Here is a 25,266-nt window from a genome sequence, read left to right on the forward strand (position 1 = left end):
GGTGGGCTGTTGTCCAGGCCCTCCGGAGACCTCTGTAGAGGGCCGTACCCCGGCCGTATCCCCTTTTCGATCTGGAGTCACCCCGCCATGCAGGCAGAACCGAAGAAGTCGCTGGTGGGGGAGGAGTACGAGGTCGAGATCGGCCCCGTCGCCCACGGCGGGCACTGCATCGCCCGCACCGACGCCGGCCAGGTGCTGTTCGTCCGGCACACGCTGCCCGGCGAGCGGGTCGTGGCCCGGGTGACCGAGGGCGAGGAGGGCGACCGCTTCCTGCGCGCCGACGCGGTGGAGGTGCTGTCCGCCTCCAAGGACCGCATCGAGGCGCCCTGCCCCTTCGCCGGTCCCGGCCGCTGCGGCGGCTGCGACTGGCAGCACGCCAAGCCGGGGGCGCAGCGCCGGATGAAGGGCGAGGTCATCGCCGAGCAGCTCGAGCGGCTCGCGGGACTGACGCCGGAGGACGTCGGCTGGGACGGCACGGTCATGCCGGCGGAGGGCGACAAGCTGCCGGCCGGACAGGTGCCGAAGTGGCGGACGCGCGTGCAGTACGCCGTCGACGCCGATGGCCACGCCGGACTGCGCCGGCACCGCTCGCACGAGGTCGAGCCGATCGACCACTGCATGATCGCCGCCGAGGGCGTCAGCGAACTGGGCATCGAGAAGCGCGACTGGGCGGGCATGGCCGGGGTGGAGGCGATCGCGGCGACGGGATCGCAGGACCGGCAGGTGATCCTGACGCCGAAGCCGGGGGCGCGACTGCCGCTGGTGGAGCTGGACCGGCCGGTGTCGGTGATGAGGGTCGGCGAGAAGGACGGCGGGACCCACCGCGTCCACGGCCGCCCCTTCGTCCGCGAGCGCGCGGACGGCCGTACGTACCGCGTCGGCAGCGGCGGCTTCTGGCAGGTCCACCCGAAGGCCGCGGACACCCTGGTGACGGCGGTCATGCAGGGCCTGCTGCCGCGCAAGGGCGAGATGGCGCTCGACCTGTACTGCGGTGTGGGCCTGTTCGCTGGGGCCCTGGCCGACCGGCTCGGCGAGAAGGGCGCGGTGCTCGGCATCGAGTCCGGCAAGCGCGCGGTGGAGGACGCCCGGCACAACCTGGCCGACTTCGACCGGGTGCGGATCGAGCAGGGCAGGGTCGAGACGGTGCTCCCCCGTACCGGGATCACCGAGGTGGACCTGATCGTCCTGGACCCGCCGCGCGCCGGGGCGGGCCGGAAGACGGTCGCGCATCTGGCGTCGCTGGGCGCGCGGCGGATCGCGTACGTGGCGTGCGATCCGGCGGCGCTGGCGCGGGACTTGGGGTACTTCCGGGATGGGGGGTATCGGGTGCGGATGTTGCGGGCGTTCGATCTGTTTCCGATGACTCATCATGTGGAGTGCGTGGCCATCCTTGAACCGGTGGCCAAGGGCTCCTGACCTGTAGCGTGCCTGCGTTGTGCCTGTCAGGTGACAGCCTTGATGAGTCTGGTGCACGACGTGGTGGCGCGAACGTCTTCGTAGGGATGCACCGGTACGGAACGGGCGGGAGTTCGGGTGCCGGTGCGGGACGGTGTGGCCGCCGTGGCCGCCGTCCCGCACCGGGCGCGCTTCACCTCAGTTGGGCACGGTCCATTGCTGGTTCGTGCCGGTGTGGCAGGTGTAGAGGATGAGCTTGCTGCCGTTGGCGGTGGCGCCGGCGTTGACGTCCAGGCATTTGCCGGAAGCGGGATTGCGCAGACGCCGGGCAGCGGGTTCGTAGGTCCACTGCTGGGTGGGGGCTGCGGTGCAGGGGGAGACGGTGACCGGGGTCAGGTTGGTGGCGGTGGCCGCGGTCATGCAGACGCCCAGGGCGCGGATCGTACCGTCGGTGGAGAGCTGCCAGGTCTGGTTGGGGCCGCCGTGGCAGTCCCAGATGGCGAGCTGGGTGCCGGTGGTGGTGTCGGCGCCCGGGATGTCCACGCAGCGGCCGGAGCCGACTCCCTTGACCGGGCCGGTCGGTGTGCCGGTGCCGGGTGCGTCGCCGGTGGGCGCGGTGCCGGTGGGCAGTGTGGCGCCGGAGGCGACGACGGTGAAGGCCGCGCTGGTCGACTTGGTTCCGGTCTTGATGTGGAGCGTGCCCGAGCGTGCTGCCGGGTCGAAGAACCAGCCGGTGGCAGCGGCGTCGAAGGCCGCCTTCGTGGCGTGGGCGGGGAGCGGCTTGCCGTCCAGTTTCACGGTGGTGGGGGCGCTGCTCACGCGAAGGTCCAGCTGGTAGCCGCGCGAGGCGGCCTTGCCGGTGTAACTGCCCTGGGAGGCGCCGACGTTCACGGTGATGTCGCCGGTTCCCCGGTCGGGGGCCGTGACCTCGACCTTCTGGCGCGCGGACGCGCCGGTCCGGTACGCGCGGGTCACCCCGTCATCCTCGTACAGGGTGAAGGACGAGGAGCCGCGCGGGTGGATGTCGAAGGTGATCGGGGTGCGGGGCTTCTCGCCGCTGTGGTTCATCTGCGGCCACATCGGCACGATCGAACCGGCCTTCACCAGCAGCGGCAGGGTGTCGAGGGGGGCCTTGTAGTCGTCGATCCAGCCTGGGCCGGTCCAGGTCTTGCCGGTCCAGTAGTCGGTCCAGGTGCCGGCGGGGAGATAGATGTCGTCTCGGGTGGTGGTGTCGGAGGTGACGGGGGCGACGAGGAAGGCGTCGCCGGCCATGAACTGCTGGGAGGTGAGGTTGCCCCGGGAGACGGCGTCATCGGGGAACTCCAGGGCCATGGGGCGGACGGTCGGCACTCCCGTCTGCGAGGCGCCTGCCGAGTGGGTGTAGAAGTAGGGGGTCAGCCGCATCTTCAGCTTCAGGTACTTGCGGTTGACCGACAGATAGGGCTCGGCCCACCGCCAGGGCTGCTTGTCGTTGTACCCGGTCGACGGGTTGGTCGCGCCCCAGCCGGACATGGTCATGAAGGCGGGGGTGAAGGCCTTCCACTGCAGATCGCGGGCGTATGTGGGGCCGGAGCCGCCGTAGATGCCGTCCACATCGCCCGTGGCCCAGTTGAAGCCTGAGAAGCCCGCACCGGCAATGGCGGGCACGTGCCAGCGCATGTCGTTCCAGGTGCCGTGGGTGTCGCCGGTCCAGACGACGGCGTTGCGATGGGTGCCGGCCCAGCCGTCGACCGTCCAGACGAAGCGGCGCGCGTCGGAGTTGTTCTCGATTCCGTTGACGGCCGACTGGACGCCGTCGAAGGCGGGCTCGTAACCGCCGCCGACCCAGGCGACGTCGGTCTTCACGCCGCGGGTTCCAGCGGTGCCGACCTCCCAGGCGATGTTCGACAGGCTCCGCTGGGTCCACAGACCCGTCTGGAAGCCGAGCTTCTTCAACTCACCGACGGTGGACGGCAGGTCTTCGTACTCGCAGCCATAGCCGTCGTTGGGCAGGAACCAGCCGGACGGCATGTCCTTGGCGCGGGCGTCCTTGGCGTAGGCGAGGACGTCAGGGGTCTTGAGGTGGCCCGGCCGGTTCTGGGGCCCCTGCTCCGGATCGGTGTTGTACGTCGACCAGCAGTCGGCGTTGCCGAGTTCGAGTCCCCAGATGGGAGCGAGGAACGGCTTGCCGGTGACGTCGGTGTAGTCGCCGAGGAGGTTCTTGGGGGTGTCTCCGACGAAGAAGTAGGCGTCGTACCGGTTTTCGTCGTGCCGGGTGGTGACGGGGGAGAGGAAGTCGTACTGGCCCGGCTTCCAGGTGTTGCGCATGACCGCGTAGCCGTTGGTCGACATGTAGAACGGCGCGGGGCTGGCGTTGGTGTTCTCCTTCCACTGGTTGTCGACCTTGATCGGGACGGACATGCCTCGCAGCGCCCACTTACCCAGGCGGAGACCGGTGCCGTAGAACTGCTCGTCGGCGCCGCGGGACAGGGTCTGCGTGGCGCTGGTCCCGTCCCAGGTCAGGCCGGTGGTCTCGGACCAGACGAGGGTGGTGTTGTCCGCCTTGTAGAGGGCGAACCGCAGCGGGGACTTGTAGGCGCGCAGGGTGAGGGCGCCGGTCGTGATCCGGTAGTGGTCGCCAGCGTCGGCGTAGGTCGGATTGACCGCGCCGAACTCGGTGTTCGTGGCGAGCTTGCTGCCGGCGGGATCGGTGAAGGTGCCGTCGGGTGCGAGCCAGAGCCGGAAGATGTCGGCGCGGGCGAAGTCGACCCGGACCTTGGCCGACCCGGCGGTGATCGTGAAGGTGTCGCCGGTCTGGCTGAACCCGGTGACGTTGCCGAGGGTCGCGGCGGAGGCGGGCGGTGCCGTGACCAGTGCTTGGGCCAAGCACATGGTGAGGAGCAAGGCGAGGAGTGCACCGGATCTGCGGTGCCACGGGCGGACGGGGTTCATGGCGGTCCTCTCGTCAGGTAGGCCTGTATTGCCTGGACGGTGCAGTTGCCGATGAAGCCGTTGATGCCGACGGGGACGTATCAAGCGGGCAGCGCCCAGCTCTGGTTGTGCTGATTGAATCCGCAGGTCCAGACGCGGAGGGACCGTGCACCGGCCGCGCAGACCGCGATCACATTGATCGTGCTTTCGCGCATAGCTTTGTCCTCAACTCGCAATCGTGGATAAAGTTGAGTGATAGGCGGCAGTTTCGAGCATATTCGAGCATCCATGCCAGCCGGAGTGTGCACCAGGATCGAGCTCGGGTCCAGAGGGAACTGGGTGACTGTGAAGAAAAGTCCATGAAGGAGCCTGCGGAGTTTGCAGGTTCGGGGATGATCAGCGGCGCCGGCTCGACGACGCCCGCGCCCCTGGATCCGTCACCTGTCCGAGGCAGCCACGGCCGCCTCCCCGACGACCCGAACGACGGCCCACTCATCCTGTGCTCCACGCCCGGAGCCGTCACAGGTCCGATCCGGGCCACGGACGTGAAACCGCTGCTGCTGAAGCTCGCCGGTCTCGCCTGACTCCACTGGCCCTCACTCGGTGCGTTCGCGGCGATGCCGGCGTACGTCCTTCATGCGAGGGACGCCCCGGGCGGCAACGGCCTCGCGGAGGCGGGAGGCCATCTCGGCTGCTTCCTGCGGTGGCACGGACAAGACGCCGTGCTCGGTCATCAGGGCGTGGAACTGCTGCTGCTCGTAGGGGACGCCGGCCGGCCTTCGTCCAGGTCGCGGACCACGTGCTCGATGTGCGCCTTCGGCGCGACGAGCACTTTCCCCCGCACGGTGGGCCATCGATCGAGGAACGCGATGTGGTCCTGGTCCTCGAAGACCGTCTCCTGTGGGTAGTCCGGATGCCCGGCCAAGAACGCGCAGACGAAACACAGCCCGCTTCGTGCACGAGCCGTATATGCCTCAAGGCCCATGGGCTGCCGGTCGGTTGACACCTGCACTCCTCTCATCGGGGTGCTCTCGGCTTGTGACAGCCACCCGAACCGCGAAGCCTTGCCGGCAGGGCCTGTGAGCAGCCCGGCGCTCCAGGGACCCCGGGGGTTACTCCTTGACGGCTCCGGCATTGGCGCCCTGGACGAAGTAGCGCTGGAAGCAGAAGAACAGCGCGGCGACGGGCAGTGTGGCCAGCAGGGCTGCGGCGAGTTTCAAGGGGTACTGGGTGCCGCCGCCCAGGCCGCCGGAGACGAGGCGGGCGAGGCCGGTGGTGAGGGTTTCGTACTGGCTGGACTGGGTGGCCACGAGGAAGTGGGTGAACTCGTTCCACGAGCCCTGGAAGGACAGGATGGTCAGGGTGAGCAGGGCGGGGCGGGCCATGGGCAGGACGACGGACCAGAAGGTGCGGAAGACACCGGCGCCGTCGACGCGGGCGGCCTCCTCCACTTCCCGGGGGATCGACTCGAAGAACTGCTTCATGATGAAGATGCCGGCCGCGTCCACCATCAGCGGCAGGATCATGCCGGTGTAGGTGTCGAAGAGGCCGAAGGTGTTGAGGACCAGGAACCTGGGGATCAGCAGCGCCACCCCGGGCACCGCCATGACGGCGAGGATGAAGCCGAACAGCAGCGTGCGGCCGGGGAAGCGGAGTCGGGCCAGCGCGTAGCCGGCCATCGCGTCGAACAGGACGCGTGCGGCGGTGACGACGACGGCGACGAAGGCGGAGTTGCCGAGCCAGCGCGGGAACGGGACTCCGTCGTCGGCTTGGCCGGCTCCGAACAGGCGCTGGTAGGCGGCCGTTGTCGGGGTGGTGGGGAGCAGGCCCAGGGGGTGGGCGGCCGCGTCGGGGTCGGTCTTGAAGCCGGTGACCAGCTGGATCACGAACGGCATGAGGTAGAGCAGGCCGAGCGCGGCCACCGCCGTGTAGCCGAGGATGCGCAGCGAAAGGGGGAAGCGGCCCAGGACGGGACGTCCCTGTGCCCGGGCGGTGGCCGGGGACTTGGCGCTCATCGGGTCCTCCGGGTGCGGGGGGTGCGCTCCCGGAAGAGGAAGCGTTGGACGGCGGTCATGGTGAGGATCAGCGTGAGCAGGAGGAACGCGATGGCCGCGCCCTGCCCGAAGTCGGCGTCGCCGAAGGCGGAGGAGTACGACAGGAAGGCCGGGGTGAGGGTGGTGTTGCCGGGGGCGCCCTGACTCATCACGTACACCTGGTCGAAGACCTGCCAGGTGCCGATCAGGCCGAGGGTGAGGACGAGGAAGAGCACCGGCCGCAGCGCGGGCAGGGTCACATACCGCAGCATCTGGAAGCGGCTGACGCCCTCGATGGCGGCGGCCTCCTCCAGTTCGCGCGGGATGCCTTGGAGGGCGGCGAGGAAGATCAGCATGAAGGTGCCGGAGGTCGTCCACACGGCGAGCAGGATGATCGTGCACATCGCGACGGACGGCCCGGACAGCCACTCGAACCAGGACAGTCCCATGAAGGAGCGGTCGGCGAGGGCGCCGGTGGGGTGGTCGGTGTCCACGATGCCGAGGCCGCCGAGGACGAGGGAGAGCACGCCGCGGGAGTCGGTGAACCAGTTCGGCCCCTTCACCCCGATCCAGGACAGCACGGTGTTGACGGCGCCGCTGCCCTGGAACAGGAACAGGAAGATCGTGGAGACGGCGATCGAGCTGGTGACCGAGGGGAAGAAGAACGCGGTGCGCAGGGCGCTACGGCCGCGCAGCATCCGCTGGTTGACGATGATCGCCAGCGTCAGCGCGAGGATCGTCTGCAGCGGCACCGTCAGCAGGACGTAGTAGAAGTTGTTGCGCAGGGAGGTCGCGAAGAGGGTGCGGTCGAGGCCGTCCTGGGTGAGCAGAGACCGGTAGTTGTCGAGGCCGACGAAGTCCGCCTGGCCGCTGAAGGGGTTGGACTGGCCGTCCCAGTTGAGCAGGCTCACCCACAGCGCCATCAGGGTCGGCAGGACGAGGAACAGACCGAGGACGATCACCATGGGGCTGACGAACAGCCAGCCCCAGGCACCTTCGGCGCGGCGCCCCACGCGCGGGGCGGGCTTGGCGCGGGGCGCCGCGGCCGGGCCGCCCCCGCCGGGCGCGTCAGGTGCGCCCGGCGAGACGGCCGTACGGGAACCCACGCCCGCGCGGGAACGCGCGGCCGGGCGAGGGGTCTGTGACGTACGCGAGAACATGGCTGCTCACTCGCCCGTCGTGAGAGCCGGTTCGCCGTTGCGCTGCAGGTCGGCGAGGATCTTCTTCGGATCGCCGGTGGCCAGCCCGGCGAGGTCGGTGTTGAACTGGGTGAGCACCTTGTCGAAGCCCGCGACGGTCACCGGACCCTGCGCGTAGGTGGTCGCGTCGGCCCACGCCTTGGCGGACGGGTACTTCTTCGCGTACTCGGCGAGGGCGCTGCTCCGGGAGGGCATCACGCCGAACCGGTCCGCGTTCTTCAGCATCTGCGCGCTGCCGGTCAGGTACTTCACCAGGTCCACGGCGGCTGCCCGGTGGGCGCTCTCCTGGGCGACGCCCCAGCACTGGCTGAAGGCGAGGGTCCCCTTGCCGGCCGGGCCGGCGGGCAGCGGGACCACCGTGTACTTCACGCCCGGGTAGTCGGCCTTCATGCCGCCGGTGAGCCAGTTGCCCTCGATGGTCATGGCGGCCTTGCCCTTGCCGAGGGCCTCGCCGCCCCAGTTGGTGTCGACCTGGTTGGCGTACTTCAGGGAGCCGGACTTCAGCAGCGACCGCACATAGTCGAGAGCCTGGGTGTTCTGCGTGCTGTCGGCGGTCATCTTCGTCTGGTCGGCGTTGGTGATCCAGCCGCCGGCCTGTCTCATGAAGACGCCTATACGCGCGTACTCGCCGTTGATGACCAAACCCGTGACGTCACCCTTGGTCAGCTTCGCGGCGACCGTCTTCAGCCGGGCCCAGGTGGTCGGGTAGTCCTTCGCGGTCAGCCCGGCCTTCTTCCACAGGTCGGTGTTGATCGCCAGGGCGAGGGTGGAGGTGTCCTTGGGCAGACAGACCAGCTTGCCGTCGTGGGTGAACGAGGCGCGCAGCTGGGCGGAGAAGTCGTCCGCGTCCTTGATCTGGTCGCCGTAGGGGTAAAGGGAGCCGCCCTTGGCGTAGTTGGCGAACTGGCCGGCGTCGACATAGAAGGCGTCCGGCGGCTTGTGCCCGGCAAAGGCCTGACCGAGCTGCTGGTTCATGTCCTTGGCGACGTCCACGGTCACCGAGTTGCCGGACTGCTCGGCCCAGGCCGCCGCCGCCTCCTTGACGGCCTTGGTCTCCGCGTCGCCCGAGGAGGCAATCAGCACGGTGAGGTGCTGCTTGGAGCTGGTGTCCTGCGTGGTCTTCTTGTCGTTGCCGAAACTCGACGAGCAGCCGGTGGCGGAGAGGAGTGCCGCGCAGGTGATGAGGGCTGCGGCGGCCGTACGGTTGACCATGGATTCCTCCGGGGTGCGGGGTGGTGCAGGGCGGCTCCACCCGAGCCACGCAGGGATCGTGGGCCCGGGGTGTGGGGGTGGAGGAGGGCGGAACGTTTCGGGGTGAGGGGACCCGGGGTGGCGGGGGCTGCGGGTGCCTACTCGCCGGCGATGGACGTTGATGCGGTGCTGCTGTCGCGGATGACCAGGGACGGCTGCAGCAGAAGCCGCTCGGGCGGTGCGTCGGGGGTGGCGATACGCGCCAGCAGCAGCCGTACGCACTCGCGACCGACTTCTTCCAGCGGCTGGGCGAGAGATGTCAGGGCGGGGGAGAGGATCTCGGCGGTCGGTGAATCGTCGAAGCCGACCACGGCGACGTCACGGCCGGGCAGCGCGCCGCGCTCGCGCAGCGTCTGATAGCAGCCGAGCGCCAGCATGTCGCTGGCCGCGATCACAGCGGTCGCGCCGGCGTCCAGGAGCGGCTTCACGGCGGCGCGGGCCGCGTCGATGTCGTTCACGCTCTGCCCGCGCCGCCCCCGGGTGGGCAGCCCGTGCCGCTTCATCGCTCGAAGCCAGCCCTCCGCACGGTCGTCACCGGCGCCGGAGGAGCCACGTTCCCAGCCCAGGAAGGCGATCTTGCGATGCCCCTGGGCGACCAGGTGCTCGACCGCGGCATCCGTACCCGAGGCGCCGTCGACGTCGACCCAGTCACCGATCTGCCGCCCCGACCACATCCGGCCGAACCCGACGAACGGCACGCCCCGCTTGGCCAGCCACGCCTGGCGCGGGTCGCTGCGGTCGGTACCGCTGAGCACGAAGCCGTCGACCTCGTGCTGGGCCAGCAGTTCCTCGTAGCCCTTCAGGCTCGGGCCGTCGGGCGGGGAGGCGAACAGCAGGATCCGGTACCCGGCCTCGTCGACGGCCTGCGACAGGGCGTGCAGGAAGCGGTCCATGACCGCACCCGCGGCGCCGGGCGGGGTGGGCTGGATGCCGTAGCCGATCAGCTTGCTGGAACCGCTGCGCAGTGTCTGCGCGGCGCGGCTGGGGCGGTAACCCGTCTCGTCGATCGCACGGCGGACTCGCTCCAGGGTCTCGGGCCGCAGCATGTCCGGCGAGTTGATCGCGTTCGACACGGTCTGCGCGGAGACCCCGGCGCGGGCGGCGACCGTAGCGAGGGTCACCGGGCCGCCCTTGACCGAGGGGTTCTTGCTGGAGCGAGGCATGCGGCTCTCCGGCTTGCAGATGAGTTTTGGATTCAGTTTTAGCGTTCCAAAGTCGTTGCCAAGGCTTTGGCGAGGGACTTACTGTCCTTGGAACGCTAAAACACTGAGAGGTTCTACTCCCTTGGACATGAATGTCAAGACTCAGGACCCCGGCGGTGCGGTCACGGCGCCCGCCACCGCGGCGGGCGGTCTGCAGCCGTTCCTGCACGACGCCGTCGTCACCCTGTGCGCGCCGAGCCTGGTGATCTCACAGGCAAGTGGGCAGCTCAGCGGGGGAGCGGACGGCTTCTACCACGGCGACCGCAGGGCCCTGTCCCGGCTGACGGTCGCGGCTGAGGGCATCCCCCTGGCACAGGTCCAAGGCGGATTGCGGGGCGCACATCGGGCGGACTTCCGCGCGATCCTGCGGGGCCTCGGCGAGGTGACGGCGGACCCCGCGGTCGCCCTGCACCGGCGCCGCCGCACGGAGGCCGGCCGGATGGAGGAGGTCGTCGAGATCACCAACGCGGGCACCGAGCACGTCCACCTCCGGCTCACGGTGACCGTCGGCACGGACCTCGCCACCATGCAGCAGGTCAAGTCCGGGCAGGCCCTGGCGGCAGTACCGCCGCAGGCCGTGGACGCCGACGGCGTCGGTCTGTCCTGGACCGGCGGCGACTTCGTCGTCAGCCTGGTCAGCGAACCCGCGCCGGACGCCCTTCAGCTGCCGACGGGGCAACTGTCGTACGACATCGCCCTCCGGCCCGGTGCCTCATGGAGCATGACACTGAACTGCACCGCGGCCTACGCGGACGGCGACCAGTTCCCGGCCCCGCCCGCTGACCGACTCCCCTGGCGTGTCCCTGTGGTTCGCAGCGCGGACCGCGGTCTCGACCGCTGGCTGGAGCAGTCACTGGCCGACCTGGACCGTCTGCGCCTGACCGACCCGCAGTCCCCCGACCCGGATCGCCCGGACCAGTTCCTGGCCGCCGGCGCCCCCTGGTTCCTGACCCTCTTCGGCCGCGACTCGCTCTGGGCCGCCCGCATGCTCCTCCCGCTCGGCACCGACCTCGCCGCCGGCACCCTGCGCACGCTCGCCCGCCGCCAGGGCGCCGTGACCGACCCGACCCTCGAGGAACAGCCGGGCAAGATCCTGCACGAGGTACGCCGCGGCACCCTCCAGAGCGCCGACCCCTTCTCCCTCCCACCGGTGTACTACGGCACCGTCGACGCCACCTCCCTGTGGATCACCCTCCTCCACGACGCCTGGCGCTGGGGCCTGTCCTCCGGGGAGGTCGAACTGCTGCTGCCGCACGCCGAGTCGGCCCTCGCCTGGATGCGCAACCAGGCGGACGCGAGCGCCGACGGCTTCCTCAAGTACAGCGACCACAGCGCCCACGGCCTGGCCAACCAGGGCTGGAAGGACTCGGGCGACTCCATCCGCCACCGCGACGGCCGCCTCGCCACCCCGCCGATCGCGCTGTGCGAAGTCCAGGCGTACGCCTACGAGGCGGCACGCGGCGGGGCAGCGCTGCTGCGGGCGTTCGGCCGCCCGGGGGCCGACCAGTGGGAGGAGTGGGCCGAGCAACTGGCCGACCGGTTCCGCAAGCACTTCTGGGTGGAGGACGAACGCGGCCCCTACCCGGCCGTCGCCCTCGACCGCGACGGCCGGCCGGCTGACGCGGTGACCTCGGGCTTCGGCCACCTCCTCGGCACGGGACTGCTCAACGAGGAGGAAAGCGCACTGCTGGCCGCCCGGCTCAGTGGCCCCGACCTCGACGCGGGCCACGGCCTGCGCACGCTGAGCAGCGACTCGGTCGGCTTCAACCCCTACGGCTACCACACAGGTTCCATCTGGCCCCACGACACCGCCATCGCCGTACACGGCCTGGTCAGGGCCGGCTTCCCGGACGCGGCCGCATCCCTGGCCCAGGGACTGCTGACCGCCTCGGCCGCCTTCGACGCCCGCCTGCCCGAACTCTTCGCCGGCCACGGCAGTCAGGACAGCCCGTGGCCCGCCCCGTACCCGGCCTCCTGCCGACCCCAGGCCTGGGCGGCCACCTCCTCGGTCCTCGTGCTCCAGGCCGCCCTCGGCCTCCACGCGGACGTCCCCGCCGGAACGGTCACCGTGACGCCCGGTTTCGCCTCGGCGTACGCACCGCTCACCGTGACAGGACTCCAAGTCGGCGGGAGTCGGCTGGACGTCACCGTCACGGCCGACGGAACAGTGAACGTCGTCGCGCCGGAAGGGCTGACCGTGATCACACGCTGATGCCACGCCGCTGAGCCATCCTGGCCAGCCGCGCCTTCCGTGCGCATTGCGGCAGGCCCGCCGCCTGGCCGTTCTCGCCTACCGGCGTGTCCTGCGGCTGCCGGGCCGCTGATCGCTCGGCGGCCCGCGACTCCCGTGGTCGGCGAGCAGTGTCCCTCGGCCTGGTCGGTCCGGGTCGGGGCACCGCCGCCTGCGCTACCGGAAGGGCAGTTGATGTCATCAGTGGCTTCTCCAGGGGCCATTCATGGCATGGATGAGCTGGATACGCGATTCGGATCGCTCAGGGGATGGCAGCGGGGACCCGGGCCGCCCATAGTCGTCCCTACCGCACGCCGCTGTCCGGACCAGCGGCCGACGTGCGGCCATCCTCGGCATGCCGTGCGCCGTCGGCGCCCGTGACAGGCATGCCTGCTTCCGTACGCCGTCCCCTGGAGTCGCCATGCCCGGTTCCGTTTCGCCAACGCCGCCTGCCACCGCGGCCGATGATGTCGCCGCGTCGTCTGTCGCCGTCTCGGGCGCGGCGCATCTGCTGCGGGTGACGCTGCTGATGGCCGGCAGCTGTCTGCCGATCCTGGGGGCGGTGCTGATCGCTCCGGTGCTGCCGAAGATGCAGGACCACTTCGAGTCGACCCCGGGTGCCAAGGCGCTGGTTCCCCTCGCGCTGACCGTCCCGGCGCTGGCACTGGCGCTGCTGGCCCCGTTCGCCGGGGTGATCGTGGACCGGCTGGGCCGCAAGCGGCTGCTGATCGTGGCCACCGTGCTGTACGCCGTGTTCGGAACGGCCCCGCTCTATCTGGACTCCCTGGGCGCCATCATCGCCGGCCGTGCGCTGGTCGGTGTCACCGAGGCCGCGATCATGACGTGCTGCACCACGCTGATCGGCGACTACTACTCCGGTCACCGGCGGGTGAAGTACCTCGCGCTGCAGACGATGTGCGCCTCCGCGTCGGCCACCGTCTTCTTCGCGATCGGCGGTGCCGCCGGCTCGGCGGGCTGGCGTGTGCCCTTCTGGGTCTACGCCGTGAGCCTGGTGCTCGCCCCGCTGATGGCCACCGCTCTGCCCAACCCGGCTACCCGCACGACCACCGACGAGACCCCGGCCGAGGCGGAGACCCGCCGGGCCTTCCCCTGGCGGCGGTTGGCGGGCATCTGCGCCCTCACCTTCTTCGGGGCGATGGTGTTCTACACCGTCCCGGTGGAGATGTCGTACCTGCTCGACGACCTCGGCGTGGAGAACTCCGGCGTCATCGGCCTGGCCACCGCGATCGCCAGCGCCGCCACCGTCGGCGGAGCGGTCACCTTCGCCCGGCTGGGGCGCTCCCCGGCCCCCATGCTGCCCGCCGTTCTCGCGCTCTGCGCGGTCGGCTTCGGGGTGATGTTCCTGGCGGGCAACGCTCCGTTGCTGGTCGTAGGAGCGGTGATCAACTGTGTGGGTACGGGCATGCTGCTGCCCGCCCTCCTCACCAGCGCGATGTCCCGGTTGGCGTTCGAGGACCGCGGCCGCGGCACCGGGCTGTGGATGGCGGCCTTCTTCGGCGGCGAGTTCGTCTGCCCGCTCGTACTGCTGGCCGTGGAATCGGCGGTCGGCAGCCTCGCCGGTGCGGTGGGCGTGCTGGGGCTGGCCGCCGGCCTCGTCGCGGCGGGTCTCCTGGCGGCCCGCCGCCGCGCCGGCGCCGTCGATCCCCGGCCGCTGCCGGAACAGGTGGCCTGACGGCACACGCTCCACCGGGACCGCCACGATGCGCCGGCGCGCGGCCGCACGCATCGTGGCTGGGCCGTGTCTTTCGGATCATCGCGAAAGACACGGACTGAGGCTCGGCGTCGCCGCGGCTACCGGGGGCGCAGGGCGTGGAGATCCGGCAGAGGGCGTACGCCGACGTGGGGCAGGGTGGTCTTCCGTCCTTGGCTGTCGCACCGACGTACGCGCTGCCTCGGTGGGGACGAGTCCGTCTCCACGACGATGTCCTGGATGTCGGGCCAGGCCCGCTTCCGCATCCCGGGTGGCCTACTTGGCGGCCCAGCAGCCCAAGGTGTTCCGGTTCCCCTCCGCCGCCCGGCGCGGCGCGTCCGGCGATCCCAGCAGACCGTACGGCAGATACCCGGACCGGACACCGAGTTCCCACCCGTGGACCTGGACGGCGAGGCAGGCCAGGGCGAGGGTGCCGAGGGGGAGGAGGGACCGGGGCGCGGGATCACCGGCATCGGCCTCGACGCTCTCCCGGTATGCGACCAGCCGGGCGACGAGGGCGTCCTCGAAGGCGTGCTGGTCGTCGTCGAGGAGTACGCGGAGCAGCCGCTGGTCCGCGCTCAGCGCGTCGCCGACCTCGTCGAGCCGTCGGGCGGCCTCCGCGCGCTCTTCGGCGTCCGGCTTGCGCAGCGGAACCGTGGGCCAGTCGCGGGGCAGATGCCCGGCCGCCTCGGTGAGATAGGGGCACAGGGCGTCCATGGCGGCGAGGTCGGCGGGGTAGGAGACGGAGGTGTACCGGTTGTAGGGCACGCCGTCACGGATGGCGGGCGCGTAGTCGCCGCGCAGCAGCAGCCCGGTGACCCGCTCCCAGTCCCACACATGCCCGCTGACGACACATATCTCGAACATGTCGAGCCAGGTCCGCGCGGTGGGCGCCTCCTGGACGACGTCCCGGAAGGTGATGGGCCCGTCCCCGAACTCGTCGTCGTCCGGGTCCGTGCTGATCCGCTCCCCGACGAGGGGGAACCGGAGTTCCTGGTCCCCGTCCGGGAAGCACATGATGCTCAGCACTCCGTGCACACACTCCGCGGCGGTGACGGCGACCGTGCCGGCCGCAGCGTCGAGCCCCGGCTCCGTCACCGTTCGCGCGGCGACATGGTCGAGCAGTTCGGCCGCCATGGCCCGGATCAGCGTCGGCGAGATGCTGCCGTACCGCAGCGAGTGCCACCGCGTGTAGGCCCGCCCGTCGATGTCGTCGAGCGCCTCGGCCAACCGCTGCTCGCCGACCTGATGACATGGCACATTCCGCACGTAGCCCGTCCCTTCATGAACTCCACGACCGGACGAAGCACGTTATCAACGGGCACTGACAGCACCGTTCGCGTCCACCCGGTGCGACCGCATTCCACTCAGCCCCGCGCCCCCGTGACGAGGTCGCCATTGCCGTTGCCCGTCAGCGTCGCCCCCACCTCCGCGGCCTTGTGCCGCAGCCAGATGTGGGCCGCGTCCTGGGTGTGTACGGGGTGCCACCACAGGGCCTCCTGTACGGGGACGGCCTCGAAGGGGCAGGGCAGGACGCGTACCGCGGCGGAGCGGACCGCCCTGCGGGCCAGGCGTTCCTGGAGCATGGCGATCCGGCGGGTGCCCTCGACCATGTGCGGCAGCAGCTGGAACGTCTGCACGGAGACCTCCACCTGGGGACTGATGCCGAGCATGCTCAGCTGGCGGGCGGCCGGGGCGTCGTAGGGGCGCTGGTAGACGGCCCAGGGCAGCCGGGCCAGGTGGTCGAGGGTGAGGGTGTCGCCGACCTCGGGGTGGTCGTCGGCGATCAGGCACAGCCACCGGTCGCTGTAGAGCTCGACGGCGGGGAAGCCGTCGATGATGCCGTGCGGCATCAGCAGTCCGTCCACGGTGCTCAGCGTGGTCGCCGTGTTCTCCACGACCCCGGGCGCCGGGTGCTGGAAGGTGAACCGGATGCCGGGCGCCTCGTGGTGGACGGCGCGGGCCAGGGCGGCGCCGAACACGGCCGCGCCGTAGTCGGAGGCGAGCAGCGTGAACTCGCGGGACTCGGCGGCCGGGTCGAAGTCGGCCTGGCTGGCGAAGACGCGCTCCAGCAGGTCGCAGGCGGTCGCGCTGCGGTCCCGCAACGCGACGCCGAGCGGCGTCAGTTCGTAGGAGTTGCCGGTCCGGGCGAGCAGTTCGTCGTCGAAGTGGCGGCGCAGCCGGGACAGCGCCGCGCTCATCGCCGGCTGGCTCAGTCCGATGCGTTCGCCGGCCCGCGTGACGTTGCGTTCTTCCAGCAGCGCGCGCAGGGCGACGACCAGATTGAGGTCGAGTCGGGACAGGTTCACCGGGCACCACCTGGCAGGCGAGAGGCATTCACCGTGTGGATGTGGCTCATCCACAGGATTCATTTCCGCGATCGGATGATCCAGGTCAGAGTAGACCGCAACTCAGCGGGAGGAAATCTCATGGCAACGCTCGCGCAACCCGCCGGCCCGTTCGCGCTCGGCACGCTCTCCGCACCGGACGGGAGCCCGTTCCCCGGCCTCGTGGTCCGGGACCGGGTGCTGGACCTGAGCCAGGCCCTGGCCTGGGAGCCGGCCGACGTGCGTTCCGTGCTCGAACGGTGGGAGGACGCCCTCCCCGTCCTGCGCACCCTCGCGGACGAGGACGCCCTGGAGTGGCAGCCGCTGGAGGGCCTGCGAGTGCATGCCCCGGTCGAGCCCCGGCAGATCTTCCACTCCGGTGCCAACTACCGGCAGCACGTCATCGACCTGGAGGTCGCTCACCGTGCCCCCGACGACCCCCGCACGGTCGAGGAGGCACGCGCCGAGATCGCCGCGGTCATGGACCGCCGGGCCGCCGAGGACCTGCCGTATGTGTTCATTGGCCTGCCCACCGCCCTCACCGGCCCGTACGACGACGTCGTACTCCCCTCGTGGGCGCAACAGCCGGACTGGGAGCTGGAGTTGGCGGCCGTCATCGCCAAGCCCGCCTACCGGGTGTCCGTCGAGGAGGCCATGGCGTACGTCGCCGGGTACACCATCGCCAACGACCTCACCGACCGCGCCACCGTCTTCCGCCGGGACATGAAGGCCATCGGCACCGACTGGCTGCGCAGCAAGAACGCCCCCGGTTTCACGCCGCTGGGACCCTGGATCGTCCCGGCCGCGTCGATCGCGGACCCGGGTGACCTGCGGGTCACGCTGAAGCTCAACGGCGAGACCATGCAGGACGAGTCCACCGAGGACATGCTCTTCGGGACAGCCCGCCTGGTGTCGTACATCTCGCAGACCGCCCGGCTGCTGCCCGGCGACCTGGTGCTCACCGGCAGCCCGGCCGGCAACGGCATCCACTGGGGGCGACTGCTGCGCGACGGGGATGTCATGGAGGGGTCGATCACCGGGCTGGGCGTACAGCGCACCCGCTGTGTGGCGGAGACGCCGCGATGAGCCCGAACCGGCACGACCCCGAGGGCGCGATCGCCGAGGCCGCCAAGGCGTATTCCAACTGGGGGCGCTGGGGCGCGGACGACGTGCTCGGCACGCTCAACTTCCTCGACGAGGCCAAGCGCCGGGAGGGTGCCGCGCTGGTGCGGCGGGGCGTGAGTTTCTCGCTGTCGCAGCGGTTCGACATGAACGGGCCGCAGAAGGGCTGGCGGCGCCGGACCAACCCCGTGCACACCATGCTCGACACCGGCACGGACGCGGCCCTGGGCAACCAGGGCTTCCCGCACGGCATCGGCGGCGCCGACGACGTGATCGCGATGCCGCTGCAGTGCTCCACCCAGTGGGACGGGCTCGGGCACATCTTCGACCACGGGTTCGCCTGGAACGGGCGTCGCGCCGACAAGGTGGTCACCTCCGACGGCGACCTCGTCACCGGCATCGAGCACATGGCGCCGTATGTCGCCGGGCGGGGAGTGCTGCTGGACGTGGGCCAAGTGATCGGCCGGGACGGTGAGTTGTCCGATGGCTTCGCCATCACCGAGGAACACCTCATCGCCACTGCCGAGGCCCATGACGTGATCGTGGACCGCGGCGACATCGTCCTCGTACGCACCGGTCAGCTCGCCCGCGCCAAGCGCGACGGCTGGGGCGACTACGCGGGCGGGCCCGCGCCGGGGCTGTCGTTCACCACGGCCGGGTGGCTGCACCGCAGCGAGATCGCCGCGATCGCCACCGACACCTGGGGCTTCGAGGTCCGGCCGAACGAGTTCGAGCACGCCTTCCAGCCGCTGCACCAGGTCGTCATCCCCAACATGGGACTGCTGATCGGCGAGATGTGGGACCTCGACACGCTCGCCGCCGACTGCGCGACCGACGGCGTGTACGAGTTCTGGCTCACCGCCGCCCCGCTGCCCATCACCGGAGCGGTCGGCTCCCCGGTCAACCCGATCGCCGTCAAGTAGCCCGCAGAGCAGGCCGGATGGGTCCTTACGGGACAGCAGCGACGCATCCGGCCCACGCCCACCGCTCCACCCGCTGACGGGTGACTCAGCAGAGCCCCCTGGCCCGTCCTCGCGGCGGGCGAGCCGCACCCCCGCCGCCCGAAGCCGCGCGGCCCAACCTCGGGAGGAATCCCCGACATGGCAACCAATCGCCGAGTCCTGGTCATCGGCGGCGGTGCCTCAGGCAACGCCGTGACCATCCTGCTGCGCCGCGCCGGCATCGCCGTCGACCTGATCGAGGCCAGGCCCGACTGGAACGCCACCACCGGCTCCGGCATCACCCTCCAGGGCAACGCCCTGCGGGTCCTGCGCGAACTGGGTGTGTGGGAGCAGGTGGAGGCCTCCGGATTCCCCTTCGGCACACTGGGCATCACCACCCCCGACGGCACCGTGCTGCACGTCGCCGAGGACATCAAGACCGGCGGTGACGACCTGCCCGCCACTCTCGGCATGCAGCGCCCCCAGCTCCAGCAGATCCTCATCGACACGGTCCGCGCCTCCGGCGCCACCGTGCGCCTGGGCACCACCGCCGAGGCCCTGGAACAGGATGCCGACGGCGTCTCGGTGCGCTTCAGCGACGGCACCGACGGCCGCTACGACGTGGTGATCGCCGCCGACGGCCTCAACTCCGCCACCCGCGCCGCCATCGGCATCACCGAGAAACCCGAGCCGACCGGCATGGCCATCTGGCGCATCGCGGCCCCGCGCCCCGCGGGCGTGGAGCGCAGCGACCTCGCCTACGGCGGCTCGGCCTACATCGCCGGCTACACCCCGACCAGCGAGACCACCCTCTACGCGTTCGTCGTCGAGGGATGCCGCGAGCGTGCCTCCATCGACCCCGCCGACCACGCCGACGAGATGCGCCGCCTGGCGCAGGAGTACGGCGGCGCCTGGCCGGAGATCACCAAGCACATCACCGACCCGACGAAGGTCAACTACACCTGGTTCAACCGGATGCTGGTCGAGGGCTCGTGGCACCGCGGCCGGGTCGTCCTCGTCGGCGACGCCGCGCACTGCTGCCCGCCCACCATCGCCCAGGGCGCGGCCATGTCCCTGGAAGACGCCCTAGTCCTCGCCGAGCTGCTCACGAGCGGACGGGACTGGGACGACGAGCTGTTCCGGGCCTACTACGAGCGCCGCGTCCCCCGGGTGCGGACCGTCGTCGAGGCGTCCGTGCAGATCGGCCAGTGGCAGCTGGACGGCGTGCGCGACGCGGACGTCCCCGGGCTGATCGGTCGCACCATGAGCATGCTGAAGGAGCTGCCGTGACATCCCCCACCGTGGATGTGCACGCCCACGTCCTGCTGCCCGAAGTCGACGCCCTGGTGGCGGACCTGCCGGGACTGGCCGGGGCCAGGGCCCTCGACGCCCGCCGCAACGGTCCCGCGGCCCTCGCCGTCAGCGGCCCCATGGTCCGCGAGCGCGCCCCCAGGATGACCGACGTCGGCGCACGGCTGGCCGCCATGGACGCGCAGGGCGTCGACGTGCAGCTGGTCAGCCCGTCCCCCTCGCACTACCACTACTGGGCGGACGAGGAGACGGCCGAGAAGGTCTACCGGCTCGCCAACGAGGCGACGGCCGCCCACTGCGCCCAGGCTCCCGGACGGCTCCACGGCCTCGGGCTCGTGCCCCTGCAGCATCCGCAGCAGGCCGTGCGCGCCCTCGAACACGCCCTGGAGCAGGGCCTGTCGGGAGTCGAGATCTCCAGCCACGCCCCCGGCCGCGAGCTGTCCGATCCGGCGTACGAGCCCTTCTGGTCCCGCGCCGAGGAGAGGGGCGCGATCCTCTTCCTGCACCCCTTCGGCTGCACGCTCGACGAGCGCCTGGACCAGTGGTACCTGTCCAACACGGTCGGCCAGCCGGTGGAGAACGCGGTCGCGCTGTCGCACCTGATCTTCTCCGGCGTGCTGGACCGGCACCCGTCGCTGAAGCTGATCGCGGCGCACGGTGGCGGCTACCTGCCCACCCACATCGGCCGCTCCGACCACGCCTGGTCGACCCGCTCCGACGCGGGCGCCGACTGCGCCCACCTGCCCAGCAGCTACCTCAAGCGCCTGTACTTCGATTCCCTCGTCCACGACCCGCACGTGCTGCGCGAGCTCGTCCGGACCGCGGGCGCGGACCGGGTGCTGCTCGGCTCCGACTACGCCTTCGACATGGGCACCGAGGACCCGCTCGCCGCCCTGCGCGCCGCCCGGCTGCCCGACCCCGACTTCCACGCCGTACGCGGTGCGAACGCCGCCGCGTTGCTCAACCTCGCCTGAGGAGGGCCCCACATGTCCAACCGCCTGCTCACCCACCTGCGGCACGTCGACCTCGCCGTGCCCGACTACGACAAGCAGCTCGACTTCTACGCCGGCGTCTGGGGCCTGACCAAGGTCGCCGAGGACTCCGGCATCTCGTTCCTGGCCGCCGAGGGCAGTCCCGAGCAGTACGTCGTACGGCTGCGCAAGGCCGACGAGAAGCGCCTGGACCTGGTCTCCTACGGGGTGGCGAACGCGGCCGACGTGGACACGCTCGCCGAGCAACTCTCCGTAGCAGGCGTGCAGTTGATATCGCAGCCGGGCAAGGTGGACACCCCCGGCGGCGGCTACGGCTTCCGCTTCTTCGACGTCGACGGGCGCACCATCGAGGTGTCCGCCGACGTCGAGGTCCGGCAGCACCGCAAGATCGAGGAGAAGGAGTCGATCCCGGTCAAGCTGTCGCACGTCGTGCTGAACTCACCGGACCTGGACAAGACCAAGGCGTGGTACGAGGAGCACCTCGGCTTCCGGCTGTCCGACACGCTCGGCCATCCGCACATCGGTGACGTCATGCACTTCATGCGGATCAGCAACCAGCACCACTCCATGGCCATCGCCAAGGGCCCGCACACCTCCCTGCACCACATCTCCTTCGAGATGCGCGGCATCGACGAGTACATGCGCGGCTCCGGCCGGGTGATGCGGGCCGGCTTCAGGAAGATCTGGGGGCCGGGCCGGCACATGGCGGGCGACAACACCTTCACGTACTTCCTCGACCCGCACGGCAACACCGTCGAATACACCACGGAGTTGGAGCTGCTGGACGAGGACACCTGGCACCCGCACGTCTACGACTTCTCCCAGCCCGAGGTCACCGACCAGTGGGGCACCGCCAATCCCATGAACGAGCTGGTCACCAAGGAGTCCTTCAACGACGTCGACCGAGGCGTGTTCGTAGCCCCGCCGGTCTGATCCGCAAGCACCCCCGGTCACCGGGGGTGCGGCAGCCCTGTCACGCCCTGACTCCCCGCCGCGCCCCCGGCCTCGTTCCCCTGTGCTCCTTCCGCCGTCCTCCCGTCGACAGGACCCCCCATGCGTTTCGCCGCGTACGAGTACCGCAACCGACGCCACGTGGCCGTCGTCGAAGAGGACGGCACGCTCTACCCACTTCCCGGAGTACGTTCCCTGGCCGGGCTCCTCGCCGACGGCGACGGCCTGCCCCAACTGCTCGACACGGGCGCGGCGATGCTCGACGTCCCGGCCGGCCCGCACGTCTCGGACGTACGGCTGCTGCCGCCGCTGCAGCCGCCCACCGTGCGGGACTTCGTCACCTTCGAGGAGCACGTCGAAGGCGTACGGCGCTCCGTGGACGGCACCGCCGGCGTGCCCGAGCGGTGGTACGCGGCGCCGACCTTCTACTTCACCAACCCCTACGCGGTGTACGGCCCGCACGACGACATCCCGATGCCGCCGGGGTCGGCCGTACTCGACTTCGAACTCGAAGTCGCCGCCGTGATCGGCCGCGAAGGCCGCGACCTCACCCCCGAGCAGGCCCGGGACCACATCGTCGGCTACACGGTCTTCAACGACTGGTCCGCCCGCGACCTGCAGTCCGCCGAGATGAAGGTCGGCCTCGGCCCCTGCAAGGGCAAGGACACCGCCACCACCCTCGGCCCGTACCTGGTCACCGCCGACGAACTGGAGCCGTACCGCGACGCCGACGGCTTCCTGCGGCTGGCGCTCACCGCTTCCGTGAACGGCGAGGTCGTCGGCAAGGACCTGCTGTCCAACATGAGCTGGACCTTCGAGGAGATGGCCGCCTACGCCTCCCGCGGCACCTGGGTACGCCCGGGAGACGTGCTCGGTTCCGGCACCTGCGGCAACGGCGGCTGCCTGGCCGAGCTGTGGGGTGTGCGCGGCAGACAGGATCCGCCGCCGCTGAAGCCCGGCGACACGGTGACGCTCACCGTGGAGGGCATCGGTTCCGTGTCCAACACCGTCGTCCCGGGCGCGGCACCGGTGCCGCTGCCGACGGGCCGCCGCCGCAGCCGGGAGCGGCCATGACCGCTCCGTACACCAAGAGGCTGCTCGGCAAGGTCGTGGTCGTCACCGGCGCGGCCCGCGGCCAGGGCGCCGCCGAGGCCGAGGCGCTGACCCGCGAGGGCGCCCAGGTGATCGCCACCGATGCCGTCGACGCCCCGGGATGCCGCAGGCTCGACGTGACCAGCGAGCAGGACTGGGCCCGACTCGCCGCCGAACTGGGGGAGTCGTACGGCCAGGTGCACGGCCTGGTCAACAACGCCGGCATCACCTGGCGCGCCCGCCTCGACGACGTACGCCCCGAGGACATGGCCCGCGTCCACGCCGTCAACGTCACCGGACCGCTGCTCGGCATCCAGTACCTGGCACCGCTGATGCGCCCCGGGGCATCGATCGTGAACGTCGGCTCGTCGGCGGCGCTGACCGGCCACTACCCGGTGGCGTACACGGCGAGCAAGTGGGCGCTGCGGGGCCTGTCGGCCACCGCCGCCATGGAACTGGGACCACGTGGCATCCGCCTGAACACCATCCACCCCGGCTACATCGAGACCGAGATGACTGCCTCCGCCGCACCCGCCTTCCGCGAGGCCAACCTCAGCGGGACACCGCTCGGCCGCACCGGCACCGTCGACGACATCACCCCGCTCGTCACCTTCCTCCTCTCCGACGACGCGTCCTTCATCACCGGCGCGGAGATTCCCGTGGACGGCGGACTCACCGCACACGGCGGCGCCAAGCCGATCTCGGACGCCGTACGCAACTAGCAGGGACGGAAGGGTCCTTCGTTTCATGGACAAGGTAAGTGCGAGTGCTTCGTGGGCGGTTGCCGAGAGTCAGTGGGCGGTGAAGCCACCATCGACGGGGAGAGCTGTTGCGGTGACGAAGCCGGCGCCGGGGCTGCACAGCCACAGGACGGCCGCTGCGACCTCGTCCGCCCTCCGTTCCTCGACCCGCGTGCCCAGGATTTCTACGCCGACATCGACGAGGCGAAGAACCAGCTGGTCGCGGTACTCCGCGCGACCGCCGGACGCGACCCGCTGGACCAGCAGGTGACCGAACTCATCGGCGAGCTCTCCGCCCGCAGCACCGATTTCAGCACCCGCTGGGCCAAGCACGACGTGCGCCGCCACTCGCGCGGACGCAAGGTCGTCCACCACCCGGCCGTCGGCAGGATGGACCTCGCCTACGACGACTTCGCGCTGCACGGCGACCCGCACGTCTCCATCACCACCTACACCGCAGATCCCGGCACGCCCAGCGCGGACGGTCTCACCCTGCTGGCGACCTGGGCCGATACGCAGAAGCACGCGAACAGGCCGACTATCCCAACCGAGAACGCGTAGGCCGGGGCACCCCGTACACCGCCAACCTCGACGTACCCTTGCGGCGACGAAGACCGGACTGTCGTCCGTGAACTCCTGAACCGCCTCAGCAGCAGGGCCCACGAGGAGGCAGCGAGGTATGGGCAAGGGACTGCGGCTCCAGCAACAGTCGACTGCCGTGCGTGGACGCCTTCTCGGCCAACTGCTCCACGGCGCGGTCGGCCCAGACGCGCTGTATGTCCTCCAGGTCGGGCAGGAAGGTGCCCGGCACGCTCTGCGCTGGGGGGCCCGGTCTCCGCCGCCTACATCGTCTTCGCCGTCGTCACGGGCGCCGGCAGCGTCACCTGAGTCGTCGCGCGGAGGATCTTCGCGGGTCACAGCACCCAGCAGGTCATAGTCGGCTCGCAGGCCGCGAGGCCTGTCCGGTGAGCGCCTGGGCGATCTGCAGAGCTGACCGACGCGGGACCATTCGACGAGTACCACGTCACCGGGGCGGAGGATGGATTCCAGGTCGGCGGCAGCGATGGCGTTGTCGCCTACCCGCGCGATGTCCGGGACGTGTGTCGCGCCGATGCGCCCGCACCGCCCACGAGCAGCCTCGATCCGTCTGCCGGAGGCCGGGCCGGGCGCCCGGCGAAGAGCAGCCACCGGTCGACCTGCGCAGCTGGGCCCTTTGTGCCCGGCGCTCCTGGATGTCCACCGCCCGGGGAGATGGGGCAGCGAACCCAACCCAGTGAGCGGGCCCGGGCTCGCTCACGGTTCGGGGCAGTCCTCGTCGGACCCCTCGGTGTGCCACCCGCTCTCGCTCGTGACCCGGACCCTCACCGGGTCGGCCGAGGGCCTGCCGAGGTGGTGTGCGGCGGCGGCCGTGCAGGTCAGCTGCCGGGTGGCTGTGCGCGTCAACGCCCGCATTCCGGAGGGGAGTTCCACCGAGAGTGTGTCGCCGTTGGCGGTCACGGTGGGGGCGTCCGACGGGCGGTCTCCGAACTCGTCGGCGGTGGGCGGCGGGAGCGGTGCGGAGGTCGGCGGTGCGGGCATTTCGGTGGTGAGGCCCTTGCCGGCTTCGGCGGACGTCGGTCCGCGCATCAGCAACTGCAGCGCCGCCCCGGCGTCCGTGGGGTGGGCGGTCGAGCGCGGGACCGCGACGAGGGTGTCACCGTGGACGAAGTAGACCTGTGTGATCGGGGGGATCCCGCTCGCGGGGCCACCGGCCTCCACCACCCCGGTCGCGGGGATCTCGCAGGACGAGAGCGCGAAGAGGGAAGCCAGCAGTGCGAGAGCGCGGACGGCATTCATGACCTGCCCTCCTCGGGTGACTC

The 25,266-nt window shown here is 70.8% G+C and carries 20 protein-coding genes and 3 pseudogenes; 12 read left to right on the forward strand and 11 right to left on the reverse strand.

What is annotated here, in order from left to right; translation table 11 throughout:
* The first annotated feature begins 87 nt into the window (after positions 1-87).
* Entirely contained in the window at positions 88-1,416 is a 1,329-nt protein-coding gene (locus tag ACZ7L6_RS27555) for a class I SAM-dependent RNA methyltransferase (protein WP_471928354.1), read from the forward strand.
* 177 nt (positions 1,417-1,593) lie between these two features.
* Here ACZ7L6_RS27555 and ACZ7L6_RS27560 read toward each other — a convergent pair whose 3' ends face one another.
* On the reverse strand, positions 1,594-4,266 hold the full coding sequence (locus tag ACZ7L6_RS27560; RefSeq protein WP_471928588.1) for a ricin-type beta-trefoil lectin domain protein: 2,673 nt from the start codon (positions 4,264-4,266) through the stop codon (positions 1,594-1,596).
* A gap of 464 nt (positions 4,267-4,730) precedes the next feature.
* Here ACZ7L6_RS27560 and ACZ7L6_RS27565 point away from each other — a divergent pair.
* Positions 4,731-4,889: pseudogene (locus ACZ7L6_RS27565) on the forward strand (alkaline phosphatase family protein); the annotation flags it as partial.
* 149 nt (positions 4,890-5,038) lie between these two features.
* Here ACZ7L6_RS27565 and ACZ7L6_RS27570 read toward each other — a convergent pair.
* From ACZ7L6_RS27570 to ACZ7L6_RS27590, 5 genes are all read right to left on the reverse strand, one after another.
* Positions 5,039-5,311, reverse strand: a complete 273-nt coding sequence (locus tag ACZ7L6_RS27570; protein WP_471928356.1) for an HIT family protein — start codon at positions 5,309-5,311, stop codon at positions 5,039-5,041.
* Between the two features lie 106 nt (positions 5,312-5,417).
* Positions 5,418-6,320 (reverse strand): carbohydrate ABC transporter permease, encoded by a 903-nt coding sequence (locus tag ACZ7L6_RS27575; protein ID WP_471928358.1) that lies wholly within the window; start codon positions 6,318-6,320, stop codon positions 5,418-5,420.
* The gene (locus ACZ7L6_RS27580; protein ID WP_471928590.1) at positions 6,317-7,303 is read right to left on the reverse strand and encodes a carbohydrate ABC transporter permease; all 987 of its coding nucleotides are present in this window, start codon (positions 7,301-7,303) and stop codon (positions 6,317-6,319) included. The genes ACZ7L6_RS27575 and ACZ7L6_RS27580 overlap by 4 nt, the downstream gene beginning before the upstream one ends.
* 201 nt (positions 7,304-7,504) lie before the next feature.
* On the reverse strand, positions 7,505-8,749 hold the full coding sequence (locus tag ACZ7L6_RS27585) for a sugar ABC transporter substrate-binding protein (RefSeq protein ID WP_471928360.1): 1,245 nt from the start codon (positions 8,747-8,749) through the stop codon (positions 7,505-7,507).
* 137 nt (positions 8,750-8,886) lie between these two features.
* Positions 8,887-9,951, reverse strand: coding sequence for a LacI family DNA-binding transcriptional regulator (locus tag ACZ7L6_RS27590; RefSeq protein WP_471928362.1), 1,065 nt, complete (start codon positions 9,949-9,951; stop codon positions 8,887-8,889).
* A 127-nt stretch (positions 9,952-10,078) separates the two neighbouring features.
* On the opposite strand from ACZ7L6_RS27590, the gene ACZ7L6_RS27595 reads away from it, so the two are divergent.
* Together ACZ7L6_RS27595 and ACZ7L6_RS27600 are read left to right on the forward strand one after the other, a co-directional pair.
* Positions 10,079-12,202: an amylo-alpha-1,6-glucosidase gene (locus ACZ7L6_RS27595; protein ID WP_471928364.1), complete on the forward strand. Its 2,124-nt coding sequence runs from the start codon at positions 10,079-10,081 to the stop codon at positions 12,200-12,202.
* A gap of 439 nt (positions 12,203-12,641) precedes the next feature.
* Positions 12,642-13,913, forward strand: coding sequence for an MFS transporter (locus tag ACZ7L6_RS27600; RefSeq protein ID WP_471928366.1), 1,272 nt, complete (start codon positions 12,642-12,644; stop codon positions 13,911-13,913).
* Positions 13,914-14,207: 294 nt separating this feature from the next.
* On the opposite strand, the gene ACZ7L6_RS27605 is transcribed toward ACZ7L6_RS27600, so the two are convergent.
* Both ACZ7L6_RS27605 and ACZ7L6_RS27610 read right to left on the reverse strand, forming a co-directional pair.
* On the reverse strand, positions 14,208-15,200 hold the full coding sequence (locus ACZ7L6_RS27605) for an immunity 49 family protein (protein WP_471928368.1): 993 nt from the start codon (positions 15,198-15,200) through the stop codon (positions 14,208-14,210).
* A gap of 98 nt (positions 15,201-15,298) precedes the next feature.
* The gene (locus ACZ7L6_RS27610; protein ID WP_471928370.1) at positions 15,299-16,240 is read right to left on the reverse strand and encodes a LysR family transcriptional regulator; all 942 of its coding nucleotides are present in this window, start codon (positions 16,238-16,240) and stop codon (positions 15,299-15,301) included.
* Positions 16,241-16,360: 120 nt separating this feature from the next.
* On the opposite strand from ACZ7L6_RS27610, the gene ACZ7L6_RS27615 reads away from it, so the two are divergent.
* The 7 genes from ACZ7L6_RS27615 to ACZ7L6_RS27645 all read left to right on the forward strand — a co-directional run bounded on the left by ACZ7L6_RS27615 (position 16,361) and on the right by ACZ7L6_RS27645 (position 23,389).
* Entirely contained in the window at positions 16,361-17,344 is a 984-nt protein-coding gene (locus ACZ7L6_RS27615; protein WP_471928372.1) for a fumarylacetoacetate hydrolase family protein, read from the forward strand.
* Positions 17,341-18,303, forward strand: a complete 963-nt coding sequence (locus ACZ7L6_RS27620) for a cyclase family protein (RefSeq protein WP_471928374.1) — start codon at positions 17,341-17,343, stop codon at positions 18,301-18,303. Before ACZ7L6_RS27615 ends, ACZ7L6_RS27620 begins: the two co-directional genes overlap by 4 nt.
* A 177-nt stretch (positions 18,304-18,480) precedes the next feature.
* Positions 18,481-19,611, forward strand: a complete 1,131-nt coding sequence (locus tag ACZ7L6_RS27625; protein WP_471928376.1) for an FAD-dependent oxidoreductase — start codon at positions 18,481-18,483, stop codon at positions 19,609-19,611.
* Positions 19,608-20,606 carry an amidohydrolase family protein gene (locus ACZ7L6_RS27630; protein ID WP_471928378.1) on the forward strand — a complete coding sequence of 333 codons (999 nt, stop codon included), beginning with the start codon at positions 19,608-19,610 and terminating at the stop codon, positions 20,604-20,606. The genes ACZ7L6_RS27625 and ACZ7L6_RS27630 overlap by 4 nt, the downstream gene beginning before the upstream one ends.
* A 12-nt stretch (positions 20,607-20,618) precedes the next feature.
* Positions 20,619-21,557 (forward strand): VOC family protein, encoded by a 939-nt coding sequence (locus ACZ7L6_RS27635; protein ID WP_471928380.1) that lies wholly within the window; start codon positions 20,619-20,621, stop codon positions 21,555-21,557.
* Between the two features lie 120 nt (positions 21,558-21,677).
* Positions 21,678-22,649 carry a fumarylacetoacetate hydrolase family protein gene (locus ACZ7L6_RS27640; protein ID WP_471928382.1) on the forward strand — a complete coding sequence of 324 codons (972 nt, stop codon included), beginning with the start codon at positions 21,678-21,680 and terminating at the stop codon, positions 22,647-22,649.
* Positions 22,646-23,389, forward strand: a complete 744-nt coding sequence (locus ACZ7L6_RS27645; RefSeq protein WP_471928384.1) for an SDR family NAD(P)-dependent oxidoreductase — start codon at positions 22,646-22,648, stop codon at positions 23,387-23,389. The genes ACZ7L6_RS27640 and ACZ7L6_RS27645 overlap by 4 nt, the downstream gene beginning before the upstream one ends.
* A 69-nt stretch (positions 23,390-23,458) precedes the next feature.
* Here the strand turns inward: ACZ7L6_RS27645 and ACZ7L6_RS27650 are convergent.
* Positions 23,459-23,560 (reverse strand): annotated as a pseudogene (locus ACZ7L6_RS27650) (SDR family oxidoreductase); the annotation flags it as partial.
* 33 nt (positions 23,561-23,593) lie between these two features.
* Between ACZ7L6_RS27650 and ACZ7L6_RS27655 the strand changes: the two are divergent.
* Positions 23,594-23,968, forward strand: a pseudogene (locus ACZ7L6_RS27655) (MmyB family transcriptional regulator); the annotation flags it as partial.
* 85 nt (positions 23,969-24,053) lie between these two features.
* Here the strand turns inward: ACZ7L6_RS27655 and ACZ7L6_RS27660 are convergent.
* Entirely contained in the window at positions 24,054-24,218 is a 165-nt protein-coding gene (locus ACZ7L6_RS27660) for a hypothetical protein (RefSeq protein ID WP_471928386.1), read from the reverse strand.
* A 482-nt stretch (positions 24,219-24,700) separates the two neighbouring features.
* Complete coding sequence (locus ACZ7L6_RS27665; RefSeq protein ID WP_471928388.1) at positions 24,701-25,243, reverse strand: hypothetical protein; 543 nt, start codon at positions 25,241-25,243, stop codon at positions 24,701-24,703.
* Between the last annotated feature and the right edge of the window lie 23 nt (positions 25,244-25,266).

The sequence above is a fragment of the Streptomyces sp. NPDC107522 genome (assembly GCF_055657525.1).

Excerpts from the sequence above, each read along its gene's own strand:
- ACZ7L6_RS27600 (WP_471928366.1), top strand. The coding sequence starts at position 12,642 with ATGCCCGGTTCCGTTTCGCCAACGCCGCCTGCCACCGCGGCCGATGAT.
- ACZ7L6_RS27580 (WP_471928590.1), bottom strand. The coding sequence starts at position 7,303 with ATGGTGATCGTCCTCGGTCTGTTCCTCGTCCTGCCGACCCTGATGGCG.
- ACZ7L6_RS27575 (WP_471928358.1), bottom strand. The coding sequence starts at position 6,320 with ATGAGCGCCAAGTCCCCGGCCACCGCCCGGGCACAGGGACGTCCCGTC.
- ACZ7L6_RS27635 (WP_471928380.1), top strand. The coding sequence starts at position 20,619 with ATGTCCAACCGCCTGCTCACCCACCTGCGGCACGTCGACCTCGCCGTG.
- ACZ7L6_RS27590 (WP_471928362.1), bottom strand. The coding sequence starts at position 9,951 with ATGCCTCGCTCCAGCAAGAACCCCTCGGTCAAGGGCGGCCCGGTGACC.
- ACZ7L6_RS27645 (WP_471928384.1), top strand. The coding sequence starts at position 22,646 with ATGACCGCTCCGTACACCAAGAGGCTGCTCGGCAAGGTCGTGGTCGTC.
- ACZ7L6_RS27625 (WP_471928376.1), top strand. The coding sequence starts at position 18,481 with ATGGCAACCAATCGCCGAGTCCTGGTCATCGGCGGCGGTGCCTCAGGC.
- ACZ7L6_RS27595 (WP_471928364.1), top strand. The coding sequence starts at position 10,079 with ATGAATGTCAAGACTCAGGACCCCGGCGGTGCGGTCACGGCGCCCGCC.
- ACZ7L6_RS27560 (WP_471928588.1), bottom strand. The coding sequence starts at position 4,266 with ATGTGCTTGGCCCAAGCACTGGTCACGGCACCGCCCGCCTCCGCCGCG.
- ACZ7L6_RS27620 (WP_471928374.1), top strand. The coding sequence starts at position 17,341 with ATGAGCCCGAACCGGCACGACCCCGAGGGCGCGATCGCCGAGGCCGCC.
- ACZ7L6_RS27615 (WP_471928372.1), top strand. The coding sequence starts at position 16,361 with ATGGCAACGCTCGCGCAACCCGCCGGCCCGTTCGCGCTCGGCACGCTC.
- ACZ7L6_RS27640 (WP_471928382.1), top strand. The coding sequence starts at position 21,678 with ATGCGTTTCGCCGCGTACGAGTACCGCAACCGACGCCACGTGGCCGTC.
- ACZ7L6_RS27585 (WP_471928360.1), bottom strand. The coding sequence starts at position 8,749 with ATGGTCAACCGTACGGCCGCCGCAGCCCTCATCACCTGCGCGGCACTC.
- ACZ7L6_RS27665 (WP_471928388.1), bottom strand. The coding sequence starts at position 25,243 with ATGAATGCCGTCCGCGCTCTCGCACTGCTGGCTTCCCTCTTCGCGCTC.
- ACZ7L6_RS27555 (WP_471928354.1), top strand. The coding sequence starts at position 88 with ATGCAGGCAGAACCGAAGAAGTCGCTGGTGGGGGAGGAGTACGAGGTC.